Source organism: Mesorhizobium sp. M0340 (assembly GCF_040321535.1).
GTDB lineage: Bacteria > Pseudomonadota > Alphaproteobacteria > Rhizobiales > Rhizobiaceae > Mesorhizobium.
Map to the genome: position 1 here is coordinate 42,498 of NZ_JAMYRR010000008.1, position 18,478 is coordinate 60,975.

Annotated in this window: 19 protein-coding genes; 10 read left to right on the plus strand and 9 right to left on the minus strand. The window is 63.7% G+C overall.

The window, feature by feature from the left end; all coding sequences use genetic code 11:
* Positions 1-42 precede the first annotated feature (42 nt).
* The 6 genes from odhB to mdh form a co-directional block, all read right to left on the minus strand.
* Positions 43-1,344, minus strand: a complete 1,302-nt coding sequence (gene odhB / locus NKI79_RS13920) for a 2-oxoglutarate dehydrogenase complex dihydrolipoyllysine-residue succinyltransferase (RefSeq protein WP_352802157.1) — start codon at positions 1,342-1,344, stop codon at positions 43-45.
* Between the two features lie 29 nt (positions 1,345-1,373).
* Complete coding sequence (locus NKI79_RS13925) at positions 1,374-4,361, minus strand: 2-oxoglutarate dehydrogenase E1 component (protein WP_352802159.1); 2,988 nt, start codon at positions 4,359-4,361, stop codon at positions 1,374-1,376.
* Positions 4,362-4,492: 131 nt separating this feature from the next.
* Positions 4,493-5,395 carry a succinate--CoA ligase subunit alpha gene (sucD, locus tag NKI79_RS13930; RefSeq protein WP_352802161.1) on the minus strand — a complete coding sequence of 301 codons (903 nt, stop codon included), beginning with the start codon at positions 5,393-5,395 and terminating at the stop codon, positions 4,493-4,495.
* 48 nt (positions 5,396-5,443) lie between these two features.
* On the minus strand, positions 5,444-5,815 hold the full coding sequence (locus NKI79_RS13935) for a cupin domain-containing protein (RefSeq protein ID WP_352738344.1): 372 nt from the start codon (positions 5,813-5,815) through the stop codon (positions 5,444-5,446).
* Positions 5,816-5,819: 4 nt separating this feature from the next.
* Positions 5,820-7,013 (minus strand): ADP-forming succinate--CoA ligase subunit beta, encoded by a 1,194-nt coding sequence (gene sucC / locus NKI79_RS13940; protein ID WP_352802163.1) that lies wholly within the window; start codon positions 7,011-7,013, stop codon positions 5,820-5,822.
* A 41-nt stretch (positions 7,014-7,054) separates the two neighbouring features.
* Complete coding sequence (gene mdh / locus NKI79_RS13945; RefSeq protein WP_352507328.1) at positions 7,055-8,023, minus strand: malate dehydrogenase; 969 nt, start codon at positions 8,021-8,023, stop codon at positions 7,055-7,057.
* A gap of 232 nt (positions 8,024-8,255) precedes the next feature.
* Here mdh and NKI79_RS13950 point away from each other — a divergent pair, with 232 nt between their 5' ends.
* On the plus strand, positions 8,256-8,684 hold the full coding sequence (locus NKI79_RS13950; protein WP_352479661.1) for a GNAT family N-acetyltransferase: 429 nt from the start codon (positions 8,256-8,258) through the stop codon (positions 8,682-8,684).
* Positions 8,685-8,718: 34 nt separating this feature from the next.
* Here NKI79_RS13950 and zapE read toward each other — a convergent pair whose 3' ends face one another.
* Both zapE and NKI79_RS13960 read right to left on the minus strand, forming a co-directional pair.
* Positions 8,719-9,921: a cell division protein ZapE gene (gene zapE / locus NKI79_RS13955; protein WP_352802165.1), complete on the minus strand. Its 1,203-nt coding sequence runs from the start codon at positions 9,919-9,921 to the stop codon at positions 8,719-8,721.
* 140 nt (positions 9,922-10,061) lie between these two features.
* On the minus strand, positions 10,062-10,601 hold the full coding sequence (locus NKI79_RS13960) for a protease inhibitor Inh/omp19 family protein (protein ID WP_352802166.1): 540 nt from the start codon (positions 10,599-10,601) through the stop codon (positions 10,062-10,064).
* A 314-nt stretch (positions 10,602-10,915) separates the two neighbouring features.
* Between NKI79_RS13960 and NKI79_RS13965 the strand changes: the two genes are divergently transcribed.
* The 9 genes from NKI79_RS13965 (at position 10,916) to NKI79_RS14005 (ending at position 18,253) form a co-directional block, all read left to right on the plus strand.
* Positions 10,916-11,926 carry an MBL fold metallo-hydrolase gene (locus tag NKI79_RS13965; protein ID WP_352802168.1) on the plus strand — a complete coding sequence of 337 codons (1,011 nt, stop codon included), beginning with the start codon at positions 10,916-10,918 and terminating at the stop codon, positions 11,924-11,926.
* Positions 11,927-11,997: 71 nt separating this feature from the next.
* Positions 11,998-12,159, plus strand: a complete 162-nt coding sequence (locus NKI79_RS13970; RefSeq protein WP_352479665.1) for a DUF1328 domain-containing protein — start codon at positions 11,998-12,000, stop codon at positions 12,157-12,159.
* Between the two features lie 75 nt (positions 12,160-12,234).
* Complete coding sequence (dapF, locus tag NKI79_RS13975) at positions 12,235-13,119, plus strand: diaminopimelate epimerase (protein ID WP_352479666.1); 885 nt, start codon at positions 12,235-12,237, stop codon at positions 13,117-13,119.
* Positions 13,119-14,420, plus strand: a complete 1,302-nt coding sequence (gene mtaB / locus NKI79_RS13980; RefSeq protein ID WP_352802170.1) for a tRNA (N(6)-L-threonylcarbamoyladenosine(37)-C(2))-methylthiotransferase MtaB — start codon at positions 13,119-13,121, stop codon at positions 14,418-14,420. Before dapF ends, mtaB begins: the two co-directional genes overlap by 1 nt.
* A gap of 11 nt (positions 14,421-14,431) precedes the next feature.
* On the plus strand, positions 14,432-16,264 hold the full coding sequence (gene ftsY, locus NKI79_RS13985) for a signal recognition particle-docking protein FtsY (protein WP_352802171.1): 1,833 nt from the start codon (positions 14,432-14,434) through the stop codon (positions 16,262-16,264).
* 60 nt (positions 16,265-16,324) lie between these two features.
* The gene (locus tag NKI79_RS13990; RefSeq protein WP_352479735.1) at positions 16,325-16,999 is read left to right on the plus strand and encodes a septation protein A; all 675 of its coding nucleotides are present in this window, start codon (positions 16,325-16,327) and stop codon (positions 16,997-16,999) included.
* A gap of 67 nt (positions 17,000-17,066) precedes the next feature.
* Positions 17,067-17,687 (plus strand): pyridoxamine 5'-phosphate oxidase family protein, encoded by a 621-nt coding sequence (locus NKI79_RS13995; RefSeq protein WP_352649358.1) that lies wholly within the window; start codon positions 17,067-17,069, stop codon positions 17,685-17,687.
* A gap of 33 nt (positions 17,688-17,720) precedes the next feature.
* Entirely contained in the window at positions 17,721-17,981 is a 261-nt protein-coding gene (locus NKI79_RS14000; RefSeq protein ID WP_352802173.1) for an NADPH-dependent FMN reductase, read from the plus strand.
* Complete coding sequence (locus NKI79_RS14005; protein WP_352802174.1) at positions 17,966-18,253, plus strand: NADPH-dependent FMN reductase; 288 nt, start codon at positions 17,966-17,968, stop codon at positions 18,251-18,253. Before NKI79_RS14000 ends, NKI79_RS14005 begins: the two co-directional genes overlap by 16 nt.
* A gap of 7 nt (positions 18,254-18,260) precedes the next feature.
* On the opposite strand, the gene NKI79_RS14010 is transcribed toward NKI79_RS14005, so the two are convergent.
* On the minus strand, positions 18,261-18,470 hold the full coding sequence (locus NKI79_RS14010; protein WP_352802176.1) for a tautomerase family protein: 210 nt from the start codon (positions 18,468-18,470) through the stop codon (positions 18,261-18,263).
* Positions 18,471-18,478: the final 8 nt, after the last annotated feature.

Sequence of the window (18,478 nt, forward strand, 5' to 3'; positions counted from 1 at the left end):
CCGGCGGCGCAGATCCATGCTCCGGCCCACGTCGGCCGCGCCCTAGAGGTCGAGCACCAGCCGCTCAGGATCCTCCAGGCTTTCCTTGACCCGCACCAGGAAGGTCACCGCTTCCTTGCCGTCGACGATGCGGTGGTCGTAGGACAGCGCCAGATACATCATCGGCCGGATGACGATCTGGCCGCCGACCACCACCGGCCGCTCCTGGATCTTGTGCATACCCAGAATGCCGGACTGCGGCGCATTGAGGATCGGCGTCGACATCAGCGACCCGTAAACGCCACCGTTGGAAATCGTGAACGTGCCGCCTTGCATATCGGCGACGGAGAGCTTGCCGTCGCGCGCCGCAAGCCCCAGCCTGCCGATGTCCTTCTCGATTTCGGCGATGGACATCTGGTCAGCATTGCGCACAACCGGCACGACAAGGCCTTTCTCTGTACCGACGGCAACGCCGATATGAGCGTAGTTCTTGAAGATGATGTCGGTGCCGTCGATCTCGGCATTGACCGACGGGATCTCCTTCAGCGCATGGGTGACGGCCTTGGTGAAAAAGCCCATGAAGCCGAGCTTCACGCCGTGCTTCTTCTCGAACACGTCCTTGTATTTGCTCCTCAGCGCCATCACCGCGCTCATGTCGACCTCGTTGAAGGTGGTCAGCATGGCGGCGGTCGATTGCGCTTCCTTGAGGCGGCGCGCAATGGTCTGGCGCAGCTTGGTCATGCGCACACGCTCCTCGCGCGACGCATCGTCGGCAGGGGACGGCGCGCGCGCGGCAACGGGTGCCGGTACAGGCGCGGCCTTGGGCATTTCTGCCGGCTGCGACGGCGCGCCCCTGGCGATCAGGTCGAGCACGTCGCCTTTCAGCACCTGGCCGCGCTTGCCCGAGCCCGACACCTGGTCGACCGCGAGATTGTGCTCGGCCAGCAGCTTTGCCGCCGACGGCGCCGGCGGCATGGTGCGCGTCTCGATCGCGCCGGCGTCGCCGGCAATCTTGGCCGTCTCGGCCGCAGCCTGCTTGACGCTCGAGGCCGCAGTCGGAGCCGAGGCCTGCGACACCGCCTCCTGCTTCGTTGCCGGAGCGGCGGCGGCATTGGCTGCCGCGCCGGCGCCTGCCGAAATCGGGCCGAGCAGCGCGCCGACGCCGACCGTCTCGCCTTCCTTGACGGCGATCTCGGCGAGCGTGCCCGCGGCGGCGGCCGGCACTTCCACCGTCACCTTGTCGGTTTCGAGCTCGACCAGCGGCTCATCGGCGGCGATCGCGTCGCCGACCTTCTTGAACCACTTGCCGATGGTCGCCTCGGTGACGGATTCACCAAGTGTCGGAACGCGGATTTCGGTTGCCATTGTGCCTGTCCGTTTCTTTCGGTTCTGTTCTATTCACCAAGCGCGTCGTCGAGCAAGGCGGCAAGCTGGGCGAGATGCTTCGACATCAATCCGGTCGCCGGCGAGGCGGCGGCCGGCCGGCCGGTATAGCGCACCCGCTGATGCTTGGCGTCGATATGCGCCAGCACCCATTCGAGATACGGATCGATGAACGACCAGGCGCCCATGTTCTTGGGCTCCTCCTGGCACCACACCATCTCGGCATTGCGGAAGCGCGACAGTTCGGTGATCAGCGCCTTGGCCGGGAACGGATAGAGCTGCTCGACGCGCAGCAAATAGATGTCGTTGATGCCGCGCTTCTCGCGCTCTTCGTAGAGGTCGTAATAGACCTTGCCCGAACAGAGCACGACACGGCGGATTTTCGAATCCTTGGTGAGCTTGATGGCCTGGCCTGACAGCAGCTGCGCGTCGTCCCACAACAGCCGGTGAAAGGCGCTTTCGCCCGACATTTCCGGCAGGGTCGACACCGCCCGCTTGTGGCGCAGCAGCGACTTCGGCGTCATCAGGATCAGCGGCTTACGGAAGTCCCGCTTCAATTGCCGGCGCAAGATGTGGAAGTAATTGGCCGGCGTCGTGACGTTGGCGACCTGCATGTTGTCTTCGGCGCAAAGCTGCAGGAAGCGCTCGAGCCGGGCCGACGAATGCTCGGGCCCCTGGCCTTCATAGCCATGCGGCAGCAGGCAGACGAGGCCCGACATTCTGAGCCATTTGCGCTCGCCCGACGAGATGAACTGGTCGAACACCACCTGGGCGCCGTTGGCGAAGTCGCCGAACTGCGCTTCCCACAGCGTCAGCGCCTTCGGCTCGGCCAGCGAGTAACCATATTCGAAGCCGAGCACGGCCTCTTCCGACAGCATCGAGTTGATGACCTCGAAGCCGGCCTGCGCCGCCGACAGATTGTTGAGCGGGATATAGCGTGTCTCGTCGCGCTGGTCGTAGAGCACGGAATGGCGCTGCGAGAAGGTGCCGCGCTCCGAATCCTGTCCGGACAGCCGGATCGGATTGCCGTCGAGCAGGATGGCGCCGAAGGCCAGCGCCTCGGCCGTCGACCAATCGATGCCTTCGCCGGACTCGATCGCCTGGCGGCGATTGTCGAGGAAGCGGATGATCGTCTTGTGCGCCTCGAAATCCTTCGGCACCTCGGTCAGTTTCTTGCCGATCTCCTTCAGCGTCTTGACCGGCACGGCGGTCTTGCCGCGCCGCTGTTCGTCCTGGTTGTCGGCCGAGCGCAAGCCGGACCACGCGCCGTCCAGCCAGTCGGCCTTGTTCGGCTTGTAATGCTGGCCGACCTCGAATTCCTGCTCGAGATGCGCCCGCCAATCGGCCTTCATCTTTTCGAACTCGGCCTGGGTGATGTGGCCTTCGGAAATCAGCCGGTCGGCATAGATCTGCACCGTCGTCTTCTGGTTGCGGATCTTGCGATACATGATCGGCTGGGTGAAGGCGGGCTCGTCGCCCTCATTGTGGCCGAAGCGGCGGTAGCAGAACATGTCCACCACGACAGGCTTGTGGAACTTCATGCGGAATTCGATCGCCACCTTGGTGGCATGGACCACGGCTTCCGGATCGTCGCCGTTCACGTGGAAGATCGGCGCCTCGATCATCTTGGCCACGTCGGACGGATAGGGCGACGAACGCGAAAAGCGCGGGTTGGTGGTGAAGCCGATCTGGTTATTGATGATGAAATGCAGCGTGCCGGCGACGCGGTGGCCGCGCAGGCCGGACAGGCCGAGGATTTCGGCAATCACGCCCTGGCCGGCAAAGGCGGCGTCGCCGTGCAGCAGCAACGGCAGCACCTTGGCACGCTCCTCCAGCGGCACGATCTCCTCGCGGCTGCGGCCGAACAAATAGTCCTGTTTGGCGCGCGCCTTGCCCATCACCACCGGATCGACGATTTCCAGATGCGAAGGATTGGCGGTCAGCGACAGATGCACCTTGTTGCCGTCGAACTCGCGATCCGACGAAGCACCGAGATGGTACTTCACGTCGCCCGAGCCTTCGACCTCGTCGGGCGCGGCCGAGCCGCCCTTGAACTCGTGGAAAATGGCGCGGTGCGGCTTGGCCATCACCTGTGACAGCACGTTCAGCCGGCCGCGATGCGCCATGCCGAGCACGATCTCCTTCATGCCGAGCTGGCCGCCGCGCTTGATGATCTGCTCCAGCGCCGGGATCAGCGACTCGCCGCCATCAAGGCCGAAGCGCTTGGTGCCCTTGTACTTGACGTCGATGAATTGCTCGAAGCCTTCCGCCTCGACAAGCTTCTGCAGGATCGCCTTCTTGCCGGCTGCGGTGAAGGAGATCTCCTTGTCGGTACCCTCGATGCGCGCCTGGATCCAGGCCTTCTCCTCAGGATCGGAAATATGCATGAATTCGACGCCGAGCGTCGAGCAATAGGTCCGGGTCAGGATATCGAGCATCTGCCGGATGGTGCCGAATTCCAGCCCGAGCACATTGTCGAGGAAGATCGGCCGGTCGTAGTCGGCTTCGGTGAAGCCGTAATTCTCCGGCGACAGCTCGTTATAATCCTCCAGCGGCTTGGCAATGCCAAGCGGATCGAGATTGGCGTGCAGGTGGCCGCGCATGCGGAAGGCGCGGATCATCATGATGGCGCGGACGGAATCGCGCGTCGCCTGATGCACGTCGGCGTCGGAAAGCGCTGCGCCGTTGCCGGCTGCCCTGTCCTTGACCTTCTTTTCGATGTGCTTTTCGACCAGGCCCCAATTGCCGTCCAGCGCCGAGACCAGCTCGCCATTGGCCTGCATCGGCCAGGAGGGCTTGGCCCAAGAGGCGCCCTTGGCATTCTTGCGCACGTCGCCGGCGTCGTCCTTCAGCGCCGCGAAGAAGTCCTGCCATTCGGGATCCACCGAAGCAGGATCGTCCTCATAGGCGGCATAAAGCGCGTCGATATAATCGGCATTGCCGCCATAGAGGAAAGAGGTAAGCGAAAACTGGTCGTTGGCCTGATCTTGTCTTGCCATTTTTGTCCGCGGAGCCGCGCTCCGTCTCCTTTTCAGAGCGAATAGAGAGTAGCGAATAGCGAGTAGGGATTTTCCCTGGTTCGCGCCGTTACTCTGTTCTTACCTATTCGCTATTCACTACTCGCTACTCACTAACCTTTGATCGCCTCGACCAGCGTCGTGCCGAGCCGGGCCGGCGATGGCGAAACCTTGATGCCGGCCGATTCCATCGCCGCGATCTTGTCTTCGGCACCGCCCTTGCCGCCGGAGATGACCGCGCCCGCATGACCCATCGTGCGGCCGGCCGGCGCGGTGCGCCCGGCGATAAAGCCGGCCATCGGCTTGCTGCGGCCGCGCTTTGCCTCGTCCTTGAGGAACTGCGCGGCGTCTTCCTCGGCCGAACCGCCGATCTCACCGATCATGATGATCGACTTGGTCTCGTCGTCGGCGAGGAACATCTCCAGCACGTCGATGAACTCCGTGCCTTTGACCGGGTCGCCGCCGATGCCGACGGCGGTGGTCTGGCCGAGACCGACATTGGTGGTCTGGAACACCGCCTCATAGGTAAGCGTTCCCGAGCGCGAAACAACGCCGACCGAGCCCTTGCGGAAGATGTGGCCGGGCATGATGCCGATCTTGCATTCGTCGGGGGTCAGCACGCCGGGGCAGTTCGGCCCGATCAGCCGCGATGTCGAGCGGTCGAGCCTTGCCTTGACCTTGATCATGTCCATCACCGGTATGCCCTCGGTGATGCAGACGATCAGCGGGATCTCGGCCTCGATCGCTTCCAGGATCGCTTCGGCAGCACCCGCCGGCGGCACGTAGACGACGGAGGCATTGGCACCGGTCTTCGCCTTGCCTTCGGCAACGGTGGAGAAGATCGGCAGCGTCTCGCCCTTGGTGCCGGTCCAGGTCTCGCCGCCCTTCTTGGGGTGGATGCCGCCGACCATCTTTGTGCCGTGATAGGCGAGCGCCTGTTCGGTGTGGAACGTGCCGGTCTTGCCGGTCAGGCCCTGTACCAGCACCTTGGTGTTCTTGTCGACGAGAATGGACATGGTGGTCCTTTTAAAAACCGTTGATCGGGGAAGGCCGCGCGCTCATGGTCACAACCGCTTCAGGTCGGCGACGGTGAGGTCGCTTTTGGCGTTGCCGGTGTTGAGCGTCGTCGCCGGCTCGAACATCAGCACGACAGGTTCCTCGCTCAGCGAGCGCGGCCGGTGCTCGACGGCGCGCGGCACGACGATGAACTCGCCGCTGCCAAGTTCCACCGTGCCGTCGCGGAAATCGATGGCGATGCGGCCCCGCAGCACGAGGAACGCCTCGTCCTCATTGTCATGTGCGTGCCAGTCGAAGACGTCGCCGAACTTGGCGATCTTGACCTGGCTGTCATTCACGTCGCCGGCAATATGCGGATCGAAGACCTTCTTGATCTTCGCATCCGCCGCCTCGATGAGATTTATCTTGTGGGGAGGCACAGACTCAGCCCTTCACCGCCGCGACAATCTTCTTGGCTGCGTCATCGAGGTCATCGGCCGACACCACGTTCAGTCCGCTGTCGTTGATGATCTTCTTGCCGAGCTCGGCATTGGTGCCTTCCAGCCGCACCACCAGCGGCACTTGCAGGCCGACCTCCTTGACCGCGGCGATGACGCCCTCGGCGATGATGTCGCACTTCATGATGCCGCCGAAGATGTTGATCAGGATGCCTTTGACCGCCGGATCCTTGGTGATGATCTTGAACGCCGCCGTCACCTTTTCTTTCGACGCGCCGCCGCCGACGTCGAGGAAGTTGGCGGGCTCGGCGCCGTAGAGCTTGATGATGTCCATCGTTGCCATGGCGAGGCCGGCGCCGTTGACCATGCAGCCGATATTGCCGTCCAGCGCGACATAGGCGAGGTCGTATTTCGACGCCTCGATCTCCTTCTCGTCCTCTTCGGTGGTGTCGCGCAATTCAAGCACGTCCGGGTGACGGAACAACGCATTGTTGTCGAACGACACTTTTGCGTCGAGCACGCGCAGCCGGCCGCTCTTCATGACGATCAGCGGGTTGACCTCGAGCAGGCTCATGTCCTTCTCGACAAAGGCCTTGTAGAGGATCGGAAACAGCGTGGAGCCGTCCTTGGCGGCGTCGCCGTCGAGCCTCAGTGCGGCGTTGAGCTTCTTCACATCGTCGGCCGTCACGCCCTTTTCCGGGTCGATGGCGACGGTAATGATCTTTTCCGGCGTGTCGTGGGCGACCGCCTCGATGTCCATGCCGCCCTCGGTCGAGACGACGAAGGCGACGCGCCCGACCGAGCGGTCGACCAGGATCGACAGATAGAGTTCGCGCTCGATGTCGGCGCCGTCCTCGATATAGAGCCGGTTGACCTGCTTGCCGGACGGGCCGGTCTGCTTGGTGACCAGCGTGTGGCCGAGCATCTCCTTGGCGTTGGCGACGACCTCGGCCACCGACTTCGCCAGCCTGACGCCGCCCTTGGCATCGGGCCCGAGCTCCTTGAACTTGCCCTTGCCGCGGCCGCCGGCATGGATCTGGCTCTTGACCACATAGAGTGGGCCGGGCAGCGCCTTGGCGGCAGCTTCCGCCTCGCTCGCCTTGAACACCGGCACGCCCTCGGCTACCGGTGCGCCAAAGCCTTTCAGCAGCGCCTTGCCCTGATACTCATGGATGTTCATGCGCTATGTCTCCAGCTTGCTTGGCGGGCTTGGTTACCGGCTTACTTGGCCGCGAGATGTGGAGCGATCTTGACGCAGGCGTCGCACAGGCCCTGCACCGCCGCGACCGAATTGTCGAACATCTTCTGCTCGTTCTTTGTGAGCTCGATCTCGATGATCCGCTCGACGCCGCCGGCGCCGATCACCACGGGAACGCCGACATAGGTGTTCTTGACGCCATATTGGCCGGAGAGGTACGCCGCACAGGGCAGCACCCGCTTCTTGTCCTTGAGATAGGCTTCGGCCATGGCGATGGCCGAGGCGGCCGGCGCATAAAAGGCAGAGCCGGTCTTGAGCAGGCCGACGATCTCGGCGCCGCCGTCGCGGGTGCGCTGCACGATCTGGTCGAGCCGCTCCTTCGAGGTCCAGCCCATCTTGATGAGGTCGGGCAACGGGATGCCGGCAACCGTCGAATAGCGGATCATCGGCACCATGGAATCGCCATGGCCGCCGAGCACGAAGGCGGTGACGTCCTCTACCGAGACCTTGAATTCCTCGGCCAGGAAATAACGGAAGCGCGAACTGTCGAGCACGCCGGCCATGCCGACGACATGGCTCTTGGGCAGGCCGGAAAACTTCTGCAGCGCCCAGACCATGGCGTCGAGCGGGTTGGTGATGCAGATGACGAAGGCTTTCGGCGCGTATTTCTTGAGGCCGGCGCCAACCTGCTCCATCACCTTCAGATTGATGCCCAGAAGATCGTCGCGGCTCATGCCGGGCTTGCGCGGCACGCCGGCGGTGACGATGCAGACGTCGGCGCCCTCGATGCCGGCATAGTCGTTGACGCCGGTCAGCCTGGAGTCGAACCCATCAACCGGCGACGACTGCGCGATGTCCAGCCCCTTGCCTTGCGGGATGCCTTCGGCGATATCGAACAGCACGACGTCGCCGAGATCCTTGAGGCCGACCATGTGGGCGAGGGTGCCGCCGATCATGCCCGAGCCGATGAGCGCTATCTTGTTGCGTGCCATGTCAGGATGTTTTCCCTTTGACTATGACGGCGCCCAAATCCTTGACGATTTGATGACGGCGTCGGAGGAAGAGGCCGGAATGCTGCGGAACCGCGAAATTCGCCGCACGCAATAGCCCCGGCCGCACAAAAATTCAAACGATTATTTTGCAGTGAATAATTTCAATCGGTTAGAAACAATGGGACTTACGTAAACGTCAAAATTCTGAAGCCGGCTAGAGGAATTCTACACAATGGCACTGGAAATCAGAAGGCTGTTTCCTGGCGATGACGCCCTTGTGATGCGGGTTGCCGACGAAGTCTTCGACGAGCCGGTCAGGCCGGATCGGCTCTCCGCCTATCTTGCGGAGCCCGGTCATTTCATGGTCGTGGCCGTCGCCGACGGCATCGTCGTTGGCCAATGCGCAGCCGTCATCCACCGCCACCCGGACAAGGTGAGCGAACTCTACATAGACGAGGTCGGCGTGGCGCCGGCCTTTCAACGCCAGGGCATTGCGACGAGGATGCTCGACGCCATGTTCGCACTCGGTTGCGAGCATGGCTGTGAGGAGGCGTGGGTCGGCACCGAGCCGGACAATGTTGCTGCTCGCGCACTTTACGAGTCGCGAAAAGAGCCGCGTGGGCCGGCGGAGGGGTTCGTCATGTATATTTATCGGTTATAGGCGCCGGCGGCAGGGGCCCCTTCTGTACTATCCCTCACGCCTGAGCCTGCCGTGCCTCGGTCGATGATCCCTGCGCCCTCTGCCTCTCCGCCCAGTTCTCCAGCCAGTCGTGGCTCTGCATCTCGATCAGCCGCGATGCGGTGCGCTCGAACTCGAAGACTTCGTTGCCGCGCTTGGCCGTATAGAGCTGCGCCGGCGGTGCCGCGGCGCTCATCACCAGCCGTACATGATGATCGTAGAGCGTATCGACCAGCAGGATGAAGCGCTTGGCTTCGTTGCGCTTGCCTTCGCCGAGCACCGGCACCCGGTCGATGACGATGGTCGAGAAACGGCGGGCAATGGCAAGATAGTCGCGGGGCCCGAGCGGCCTCTCGCAGAGATCGGCAAAGGAAAACCGCGCCGCCTCGCCGGCAGTACGCGGCACCACGACGTGTCGGCCCTTAACCGTCAGCATCGTCTCGGCCGTCGGCCTGCCATGCGTCATCACCGCCCACAGCTCGTCGAGCGCATGGTCGGCGGCGGCATCGGCCGGGGTGATGTAGACCGGCATGCGGCTGAGCTTGTCCCGGCGGTAATCCTTGTCGGCGTCCAGCGCCAGCACGTGCGCGTGGCGCTCCAGGATAGCGACAAACGGCAAAAACAACTGACGGTTCAGGCCGTCGCGGTAGAGATCCTGCGGCGCGACATTGGAGGTGGCGACCAGCACCACGCCATTGGCAAACAACGCCGAAAACAACCTGGACAGGATCATCGCATCGGCGATGTCGGTGACCGAAAACTCGTCGAAGCACAGCACCCAGGCTTCCTCGGCAAGCGCGCGCGCCACCGGCGGGATCGGGTCGTCCTCCTTGACCGTACCCTCTTTACGCGCCTGCCGGTGCTTCTGGATGCGGTCCTGCACGTCGGCCATGAAATCGTTGAAATGCACGCGGCGCCTACGCCGCACCGGCAGCAGCTCGAAGAACATATCCATCAGCATGGTCTTGCCGCGGCCGACGCCGCCATGGATATAGAGGCCCTTGACCGCTTCGTGCACCTCGCGCTTGCGGGCGAACAACCACCCCAGCGCGCTTGATTTCTGCGCCAGCCGCTTTGCCGATATTTCGTCGATCAGCCGGTCGAGCGCAGCGGCGATCCGCTCCTGCGCCGGGTCGCGCCCGATGGCGCCCGTCTCGACCAGATGGTCATAGCGCTGCTTGACGGTCGCATGGGTCTGGAGGCCGTCACGCAGATGCATTGGTCACGTCGTTCCGGAGCAAATCCAAGAAAAGTGTGTAGCGGTTTCCTGTCCGGAATTGCGTAAAAAAGAGAGAGCAATTCCAGGAAAAGTGTGTAGCGGTTTTCCGTCCGGAATTGCGTAACAATGGGGCCGTTCTCTTACCTTGTAAGCGAGATCGGCAGGCCGTTGGAAGTCTGGCCGTCGAATTTCTCGCCGCCCGAGGAATAAAGCCGTGCCAGCGTGCCGCCATTCTCGTCATAGAGCGTCAGTTGCTTGCCGGCGACGTTCCAGGATTTGATGCCGTCGATCGGCGCCGGGCAATGCAGCGGTCCGGCGCGGTAGCCCGACCCGAATTTGGTCTGCGGCGTCGCCACCTGACAGCTCTGGCCGGACACGCTTGCTTTCCACACACCAGCGACGCTAGAGGCGGTCAGGTCGGCCGCACCGGCCGGCGCCGTCCCGTCGGGCGGCAGCGAGGCGACCTGCGTGTTCTGCGGCGCAGTCGGAAATTTCGACGGGTCGGCGGCGCCGGGTGTCGCCGGTGGCGGCAACTGGTTTGCAGTCACCTTGCCGGCGGGCGCAGCTTCCAGCGGCGCCGGCTGCTGCTCGTCCATCGATGAGAACCGTGAGGTTGAACAGCCGCTCGCAACGAGCACGGCCAACGATACGGCCAGCAGGCCGGTTTTCGAAAATTTCATTCTTCAACCTCCGTCGGATCGGGCTGGGGATGCCGTCCGCGCAATGTCCCCCTCACCAAGATGGAGAAGGTGGCGAAATTTCAACCCGATATGGTTAAAATACGGTTTGCGCCGCTAATGTTGCAAATTTGTCGCAAAATGCACATTGCCTGAATTGCGTCGCGCCTTGGCCTTTGGCCGGCACCTCCGGTTGATGCGATGCGGCGCGCTGGCGTCAAATCCTTCGCGTTTCCTTGGCGTTCACCTCAAATGCTTGTGCGGGCCGGCTCCGGCATTATCTCTTGGCGATCAGCAAACTGCAGGGAGCCGATTTCTTGGTCGCGAGAAAGAGAGCCGCCAACCGCTATTACAGCGGGCCGCCCAGCGATCATTTCGACGGCACCTTGTTCTTCAATCCCGGCGGACGGCCGCCGGGTCGCTTTGCCGATCTGTTGAAGTGGCAACTGAGCCGCGAGCGCTCGAAATGGCCGACGGCGGATCCGAGCCCGTTTCCGCCGGCAAGACCGGTCGAGCGCATCGATGGTTCTGCGCTGCGCCTCACCATGGTCGGTCATTCCTCGCTGCTCGTCCAGACAGCAGGCCTGAACATCCTGACCGATCCGGTCTGGTCGCGGCGTGTCTCGCCGCTCTCCTTCGCCGGGCCGAAACGCGTCAATCCGCCCGGCATCGCCTTTTCGCATTTGCCGCCGATCGACCTCGTGCTGGTCAGCCACAACCATTACGACCATCTCGACCTCGCCACGCTGAAGCGCCTGAAGGCAAAACACGACCCGCTGCTGCTGACGCCGCTCGGCAACGACACAATCATCGGCGCCGCCGTGCCCGGTATGCGGCTTTCCGCGCATGACTGGGGCGACCGGGTCGATATCGGCGATGGCGTCGCCGTCCACGTCGAGCCGGTGCATCACTGGTCGGCCCGCGGTGCTCGCGACCGGCGCATGGCGCTGTGGGCGGGTTTCGTCGTCGAGACGCCCGACGCAAAGATCTATTTCGCCGGTGACACCGGCTTCCACGGCGGCATCAATTACCGGCTGATGGCGCAAAAGCACGGCGGCTTCCGCCTCGCCATCCTGCCGATCGGCGCCTACGAGCCGCGCTGGTTCATGGCGCCTCATCACCAGGATCCGGAAGAGGCGGTGCAAGGCATGCTTTTGTGCAACGCCGCCTATGCCGCCGGCTGTCACTGGGGCACGTTCCGGCTCACCAACGAGCCGATCGAGGAGCCGCCCAGAAAGCTCGGCGAAGCGCTCGATGCTGCCGGCCTGCCGCGGCAACGTTTTCGCGCCTTGCGGCCGGGGGAAGTCTGGGACGTACCGGAGGTTTAGCGCGGCGGAACCTGAGGCATCACATAGACGTTTGTAGGTTGTTCAAACCTGTCGGTTGCGAGGTGCCTCTTATGATCAGGTGGATTATCATTCTTTTGATTATCGCGGCCGCGGCGAGCCTGCTCGGCATGCCGGTACTGGCCGGAGCCGCCGCCACCGGCGCGCGCATCCTCATCGGCATCGTGCTGATCATCTTCCTGCTGATCGTGCTTGGCGTTTTCGCGGTGACGTGAGAATCACGCCGCGCTGGTAATTTCTGCCGCTATCCGCCATATAGGCGCCAAAACCGGCAAGAGACCTTTCGATCGATGGCAAGCGCGGCCCCTTTCGCCAAGATGAACGGCATCGGCAACGAAATCATCGTTGCCGATATGCGTGGCCGTGCCGATCGCGTGGCGTCTGCGGCAGCCGTCGCGCTCAATGCCGACACGTCGACCCGGTTCGACCAGATCATGGCGATCCACGACGCCAGGACGCCGGGCACCGCCTTTTTCATCGATATCTTGAATTCCGACGGGACCAGCGCGCAAGCTTGCGGCAACGGCATGCGCTGTGTCGTCCAGGCGCTCGCCGCCGAGACCGGCCAGAAGACATTTGCCTTTGAAACAGTCGCCGGCATCCTAAACGCCGAGGAACATGCCGACGGAATGATCTCGGTCGACATGGGCAGGCCGCGCTTTGGCTGGCAGGACATCCCGCTGGCCGAGGAATTCCGCGACACCCGCATGATCGAGCTGCAGATCGGCCCGATCGATGCCCCGGTGCTGCATTCGCCGTCGGTCGTCTCGATGGGCAATCCGCACGCTATCTTCTGGGTCGACCGCGACGTCTGGTCCTACGAGCTCGAGCGCTTCGGCCCGCTGCTCGAAAACCACCCGATCTTCCCCGAGCGCGCCAACATCACCATCGCGCAGGTGACTTCGCCGGAGACCATGATCATCCGCACCTGGGAGCGCGGCGCCGGCCTGACCAGGGCCTGCGGCTCGGCCGCTTGCGCCGCCGTGGTCGCCGCGGCCCGCACCCGGCGCACCGGCCGCAGCGTCACATTGATAACGCCCGGCGGCGGCTCGCTGCATGTTCTGTGGCGCGACGACGACCACGTCATCCTCACCGGTGCCGCCGAATGGGAATTTTCCGGCAGCTTCGATCCGGCGACCGGGGCGTGGGCGCGCGACACCGAAAGCGCCGCCTGATGCCTTCTCTTGGCAACAAGGGCATCGAGGTCGTCACCTTCGGTTGCCGGCTGAACACCTATGAATCCGAGGTGATGCGGCGTGAAGCCGAAAGTGCGGGCCTCGGCGGCCTCGAAGGCGGCGCCATCATCTTCAACACCTGCGCCGTCACCGGCGAGGCTGTACGCCAAGCCAAGCAGTCGATCAGAAAAGCCCGCCGTGAGAACCCGGCCGCCCGCATCATCGTCACCGGCTGCGCCGCGCAGACCGGCCCGCAGGATTTCGTCGCCATGGACGAGGTCGACCTCGTCCTCGGCAATGAGGAAAAGCTGAAGGCGCATTCCTATCGTGCGCTGCCGGATTTCGGCGTCAACGACACCGAAAAGGCGCGCGTCAACGATATTTTTTCGGTGCGCGAGACGGCCGCCCACATGGTCGACGCCATCGAGGGCCGGGCACGCGCTTTCGTCCAGGTGCAGAACGGCTGCGACCACCGCTGCACCTTCTGCATCATTCCTTACGGTCGCGGCAATTCGCGTTCGGTGCCGATGGGCGCCGTGGTCGAGCAGGTCAAGCGACTCGTCGGCAATGGTTATGCCGAGATCGTGCTGACCGGCGTCGACATGACCAGTTTCGGCGCCGATCTGCCGGGCGCGCCGAAGCTTGGCAAATTGGTCAAGACCATCCTAAAGCAGGTGTCGGACGTGAAACGCCTGCGGCTTTCCTCCATCGATTCGATCGAGGCCGACGACGATCTGCTGGACGCCATCGCCACCGAGCCCAGGCTGATGCCGCATCTGCATCTGTCGCTGCAATCGGGTGACGACATGATCCTGAAGCGGATGAAGCGCCGGCACAGCCGCGACCAGTCGATCCGCTTTTGCGAGGATGTGCGCAAACTGCGCCCCGGTATCGTTTTCGGCGCAGACATCATCGCCGGCTTCCCGACCGAGACGGACGCAATGTTCGAAAACTCGCTGGAGATCGTCGAGGAATGCGGCCTGACGCATCTTCATGTCTTCCCGTTTTCGCCGCGCGAAGGCACGCCCGCCGCGCGCATGCCGCAGCTGCGCCGCGACGTCGTCAAGCAACGAGCGGCACGCCTGCGCACCGCCGGCGAGGCCGCCTATCGCCGCCATCTTGCCTCGCTCGCCGGAACGCATCAGTCGATCCTGGTCGAGCGTGACGGCCTTGGCCGCACCGAGGGGTTTACGCTGGCAGTGTTGTCGGCGGGCGCGCCTGGCGACATCGTCGAGGCTGATATCGCCGGCCATGACGGTATCAGACTGATCGCCGCGCCGCTTGCCGCCCGCGGCGTCTGAGAGCGCAAGACATGGCTGGTTTTTTCAAGAAGATATTTTCGTTCGGCAAGAAGGAAGTGGTCGAGGAGCGGCCCGACGAGACCGCACCGCTGCCGCCGATCAAATGGGACGAACTGGAGGCGCTGAAGCCGGCCGCCAAGCAGACCGTTCCGGAGTTTTTGAAACGCGAAGAGCCTCGCCCCGAGACCGAAGCCGTACCGCCGGTCGAGGCGGAAGCACCTGCGCCGCAGCCGGCGCCTGTTGAAGAGGCCGAGCCCGAACCTGCGCCGACCCTTCCGCCCGAGCAGGACACCCAGCCAGAACCCGCTCCGGTCGAGGAGCCAGAGGCGCCTGCCGAACAGGCGGCGTCAGACGCCGCTCCCGTCGTTCCCGAGCCAGCCCCGGAGCCAGAGCCGAAGGAAATTCCTGAGCCAGAGCCGACGCAGCCAGAAATCGTCCAGACTGAGCCTCCGCCATCCGAACGTGGCGCTGCCCCTCATCCGCCTGCAGGCACCTTCTCCCCGTATAGTGACGGGGAGAAGGGTGCTGATCGTCACGCCGAGCCTCGTTTTGAAAGCGGCAAAGAAAAAGCTCCGGCGCTGACGCCCCCCTCTCCCCGTCCCTTACGGGGGTCCGAAGGACGGGTGAGACAAGCGGCTCGCCCCGGAACGGGTAGGGGTGAGGGGCAGCGCCAACCTGGGCAAGACGCGGCACCCACTGCCGAAATCACGCCACCAGCACCCGAAGCGCCGCCGCCGGCCGAAATCCCGCCGCCGATCCGCCAGCCAGCGCCCGTCGAGACGAAGCCGCCGCTCGCCGAGATCGCGCCCGAGCCGGAGGCCGTCCCGCAACCATCGCCGGAGCCAAAGCCCGCCCCCGGCAAAGTCACCGTAACCAAGAAGGTCGAGCAGAAAGCCGAGCCGCAGAAGGCGCCCGAACCGGCGCCGAGGCGCTCCTGGTTCCAGCGCATGCGAGACGGGCTTGCGCGCTCTTCCCGGGAGTTGTCCGGCAACATCGCCGGCGTCTTCACCAAGCGGAAACTCGACGAGGACACGCTGCAGGACCTGGAGGACGTGCTGATCCGCGCCGATCTCGGCATGGAGACGGCTTTGCGCGTAACCGATGCACTCTCCGCCAGCCGCTACGGCAAGGACGTCTCCGATACCGAAGTCCGCGCCATCATGGCGGCCGAGGTGGAGAAGGTGCTGTCCCATGTCGCCATGCCGCTGGAACTCGACCTCAGCCATAAGCCGCATGTCATCCTGGTGGTCGGCGTCAACGGCACCGGGAAAACAACGACTATCGGCAAGCTCGCCGCAAAGCTCACCGATGGCGGCCTTTCGGTGATGCTCGCCGCCGGCGATACTTTCCGCGCAGCCGCCATAGAGCAGCTGAAGATCTGGGGCGAGCGCACCAACTCGCCAGTCATTGCCTCGAAGCTCGGCGCCGACGCCGCCGGCCTCGCCTATGACGCATTCGAGCGGGCGAAGGAGGCCGGCTCCGACGTGCTGATCATCGACACCGCCGGGCGGCTGCAGAACAAGACCGAACTGATGGCGGAACTGGAAAAGATCGTCCGGGTGCTGGGCAAGCTCGATCCGGAAGCGCCGCACACGGTGCTGCAGACGGTCGATGCCACCACCGGCCAGAACGCGCTCAACCAGGTCGAGATCTTCCGCAATGTCGCCGGCGTCAACGGCCTGGTGATGACCAAGCTGGACGGCACGGCGCGCGGCGGTATTCTGGTGGCGATCGCGGCAAAGCATAAATTGCCGGTCTATTTCATCGGCGTCGGCGAACAGGTCGACGACCTCGAACCCTTTTCCGCAAGCGAATTCGCCAGGGCGATCGCTGGCGTGGCTTGACGAGCATGATCCCAATAAGGTGCAGGCTTTTTGGATTGAATCGTGCGTAAGAAGGACCTTATGAGCCCACCCATTCTCGAACGCGACCCATCCGACCCGCAAAAGCAGAAGAAGGAAGCCGTCAATCCGCTGCTCAAGCTGGTGCTGGAGCTTGGCCCGCTGATGGTATTCTTCTTCGCCAATGCGCGCGGCGCATGGCTGGTGCAGAAATTCCCGGCGCTGGGCGAGTTCGGCGGACCGATCTTCGTCGCGACCGGCCTGTTCATGGCCGCGACCGCGATCGCGCTGATCGCTTCCTGGCTGCTGACCCGTACCTTGCCGATCATGCCGATGGTGTCGGGCGTCGTCGTCTTCATCTTCGGCGCGCTGACGCTCTATCTGCAGGACGATATCTTCATCAAGATGAAGCCGACCATCGTCAACACGCTGTTCGGCGGCGTGTTGCTCGGCGGCCTGTTCTTCGGCAAATCGCTGCTCGGCTATGTCTTCGAATCGGCCTTCAATCTCGACGCCGAGGGTTGGCGCAAGCTCACCTTCCGCTGGGGCCTGTTCTTCCTGTTCCTAGCCCTTGTCAACGAAGCGGTCTGGCGGAATTTTTCCACCGATACATGGGTTACCTTCAAGGTCTGGGGCATCATGCCGATCACGCTTCTGTTCACCTTCAGCCAGATGCCGCTGATCCTGCGCCATTCGCTCGAGGACAAGACCGAGAAAGCGGGAAAGGCCAGCAAGTAGCAATTCCAGGAAAAGGTGTGTGCTACGGTTTCCCTGGGGAATTGCGTCAGAATAGGAGGGGACGAGGATGGAATTCATCATCACGCGCGACGAGCTGAGGACGATCTACAAGACGCCTCGGCCGACCGACGGCTCGATCCGCAAGGAATTGAAGACATTGGACGGCCACTGCCGTTCCTTCATCGGCAAGAGCCCGTTCGTGCTGATCGGCTCGTCCGACGGCGCCGGCAATGCCGATGTGACGCCCAAGGGCGACAGGCCGGGCTTTGTGGCAGTGCTCGACGAGAAGACCATCGCCATCCCCGACCGGCCGGGCAACAACCGGCTCGACACGCTGGAGAACATCCTTCTCAATCCCTCGGTCGGGCTGCTCTTCCTCATTCCCGGCATGAACGAAACGCTGCGTGTCAACGGCGATGCCCGCATCACCGTCGATGCGGCATTGCGCGAGCGACTGGCGGTCGACTGCAAGGCACCGCAAAGCGTGGTCGTGGTGACGGTCAAGGCTGCCTACATGCATTGTGCCAAGGCCTTCATGCGCTCCGAACTGTGGAAGCCCGAAACCTGGTACGACCGTGCGACGCTGCCGACGCTCGGCCAGATCCTGCGCGACCAGCTGGCGCTTGCCGAAACGGCGGAGGCCACCGACCGCTGGCTTGACGAGGATTACAAGCAGACCATGTGGTAGCGTGCCCGGCAACGAATCGCCGAGCCGGTCCCTTTGCTGAACATTCTCGCCATTTCCGGCAGCCTGCGCGCCGCCTCGACCAATTCGGCCCTGGTCGCGGCCCTCACGCAAAACGCGCCGCCTGACTGTCACGTCTCCGTCTATGACGGGCTTGGTCGGCTGCCGATCTTCAACCCCGACGACGAAGGCGAGCGGACGCCGCCGCAAGCAGCGGCGCTGATCGATGCCGTCCCGCCGCTGACGGCGTCATCGTCTCCTGCCCGGAATACGCACACGGCGTGCCAGGCGGCCTGAAGAACGCGCTCGACTGGCTGGTGTCGCGCGATGCCGCCGTCGGCAAGCCAGCCATGCTGGTGCATGCCTCGCCGCGCTCGCTGTTTGCCCGCGCCGCACTGGTCGAGGTCATGCGGACAATGTCTTTCGCGCTCTATGAGGAAGCAGCGCTCGAAATCGCCCTGCTCGGCAAGAGGCGGCCGGAGGTGGAGAAAATCCTGGCGGAACCGGAAAACCGGCTGGCGATGCGCGGCGCCGTTTCGGATTTCGCCGAGTTCATCCGCGTCGGCTGAGCGGCGCTCAAACCTTGCCTCTGCGCGTCTCGACGTCGGTCTCGCCGACGAACCAGTCGCGTGCGGCGACCTCCTCGAAGACCACCCAGACATCGTTGTTGGTCAGGCCGGTGACGCCGGTTATGGCCGCTGTCACCTGGGCGGCGATCGCGGCCTTTTTGCCGGCCGGGTCATCGGCAATCACCTCCTTGACCAGGCGGATGTTCACGAATGGCATGGGTCCCT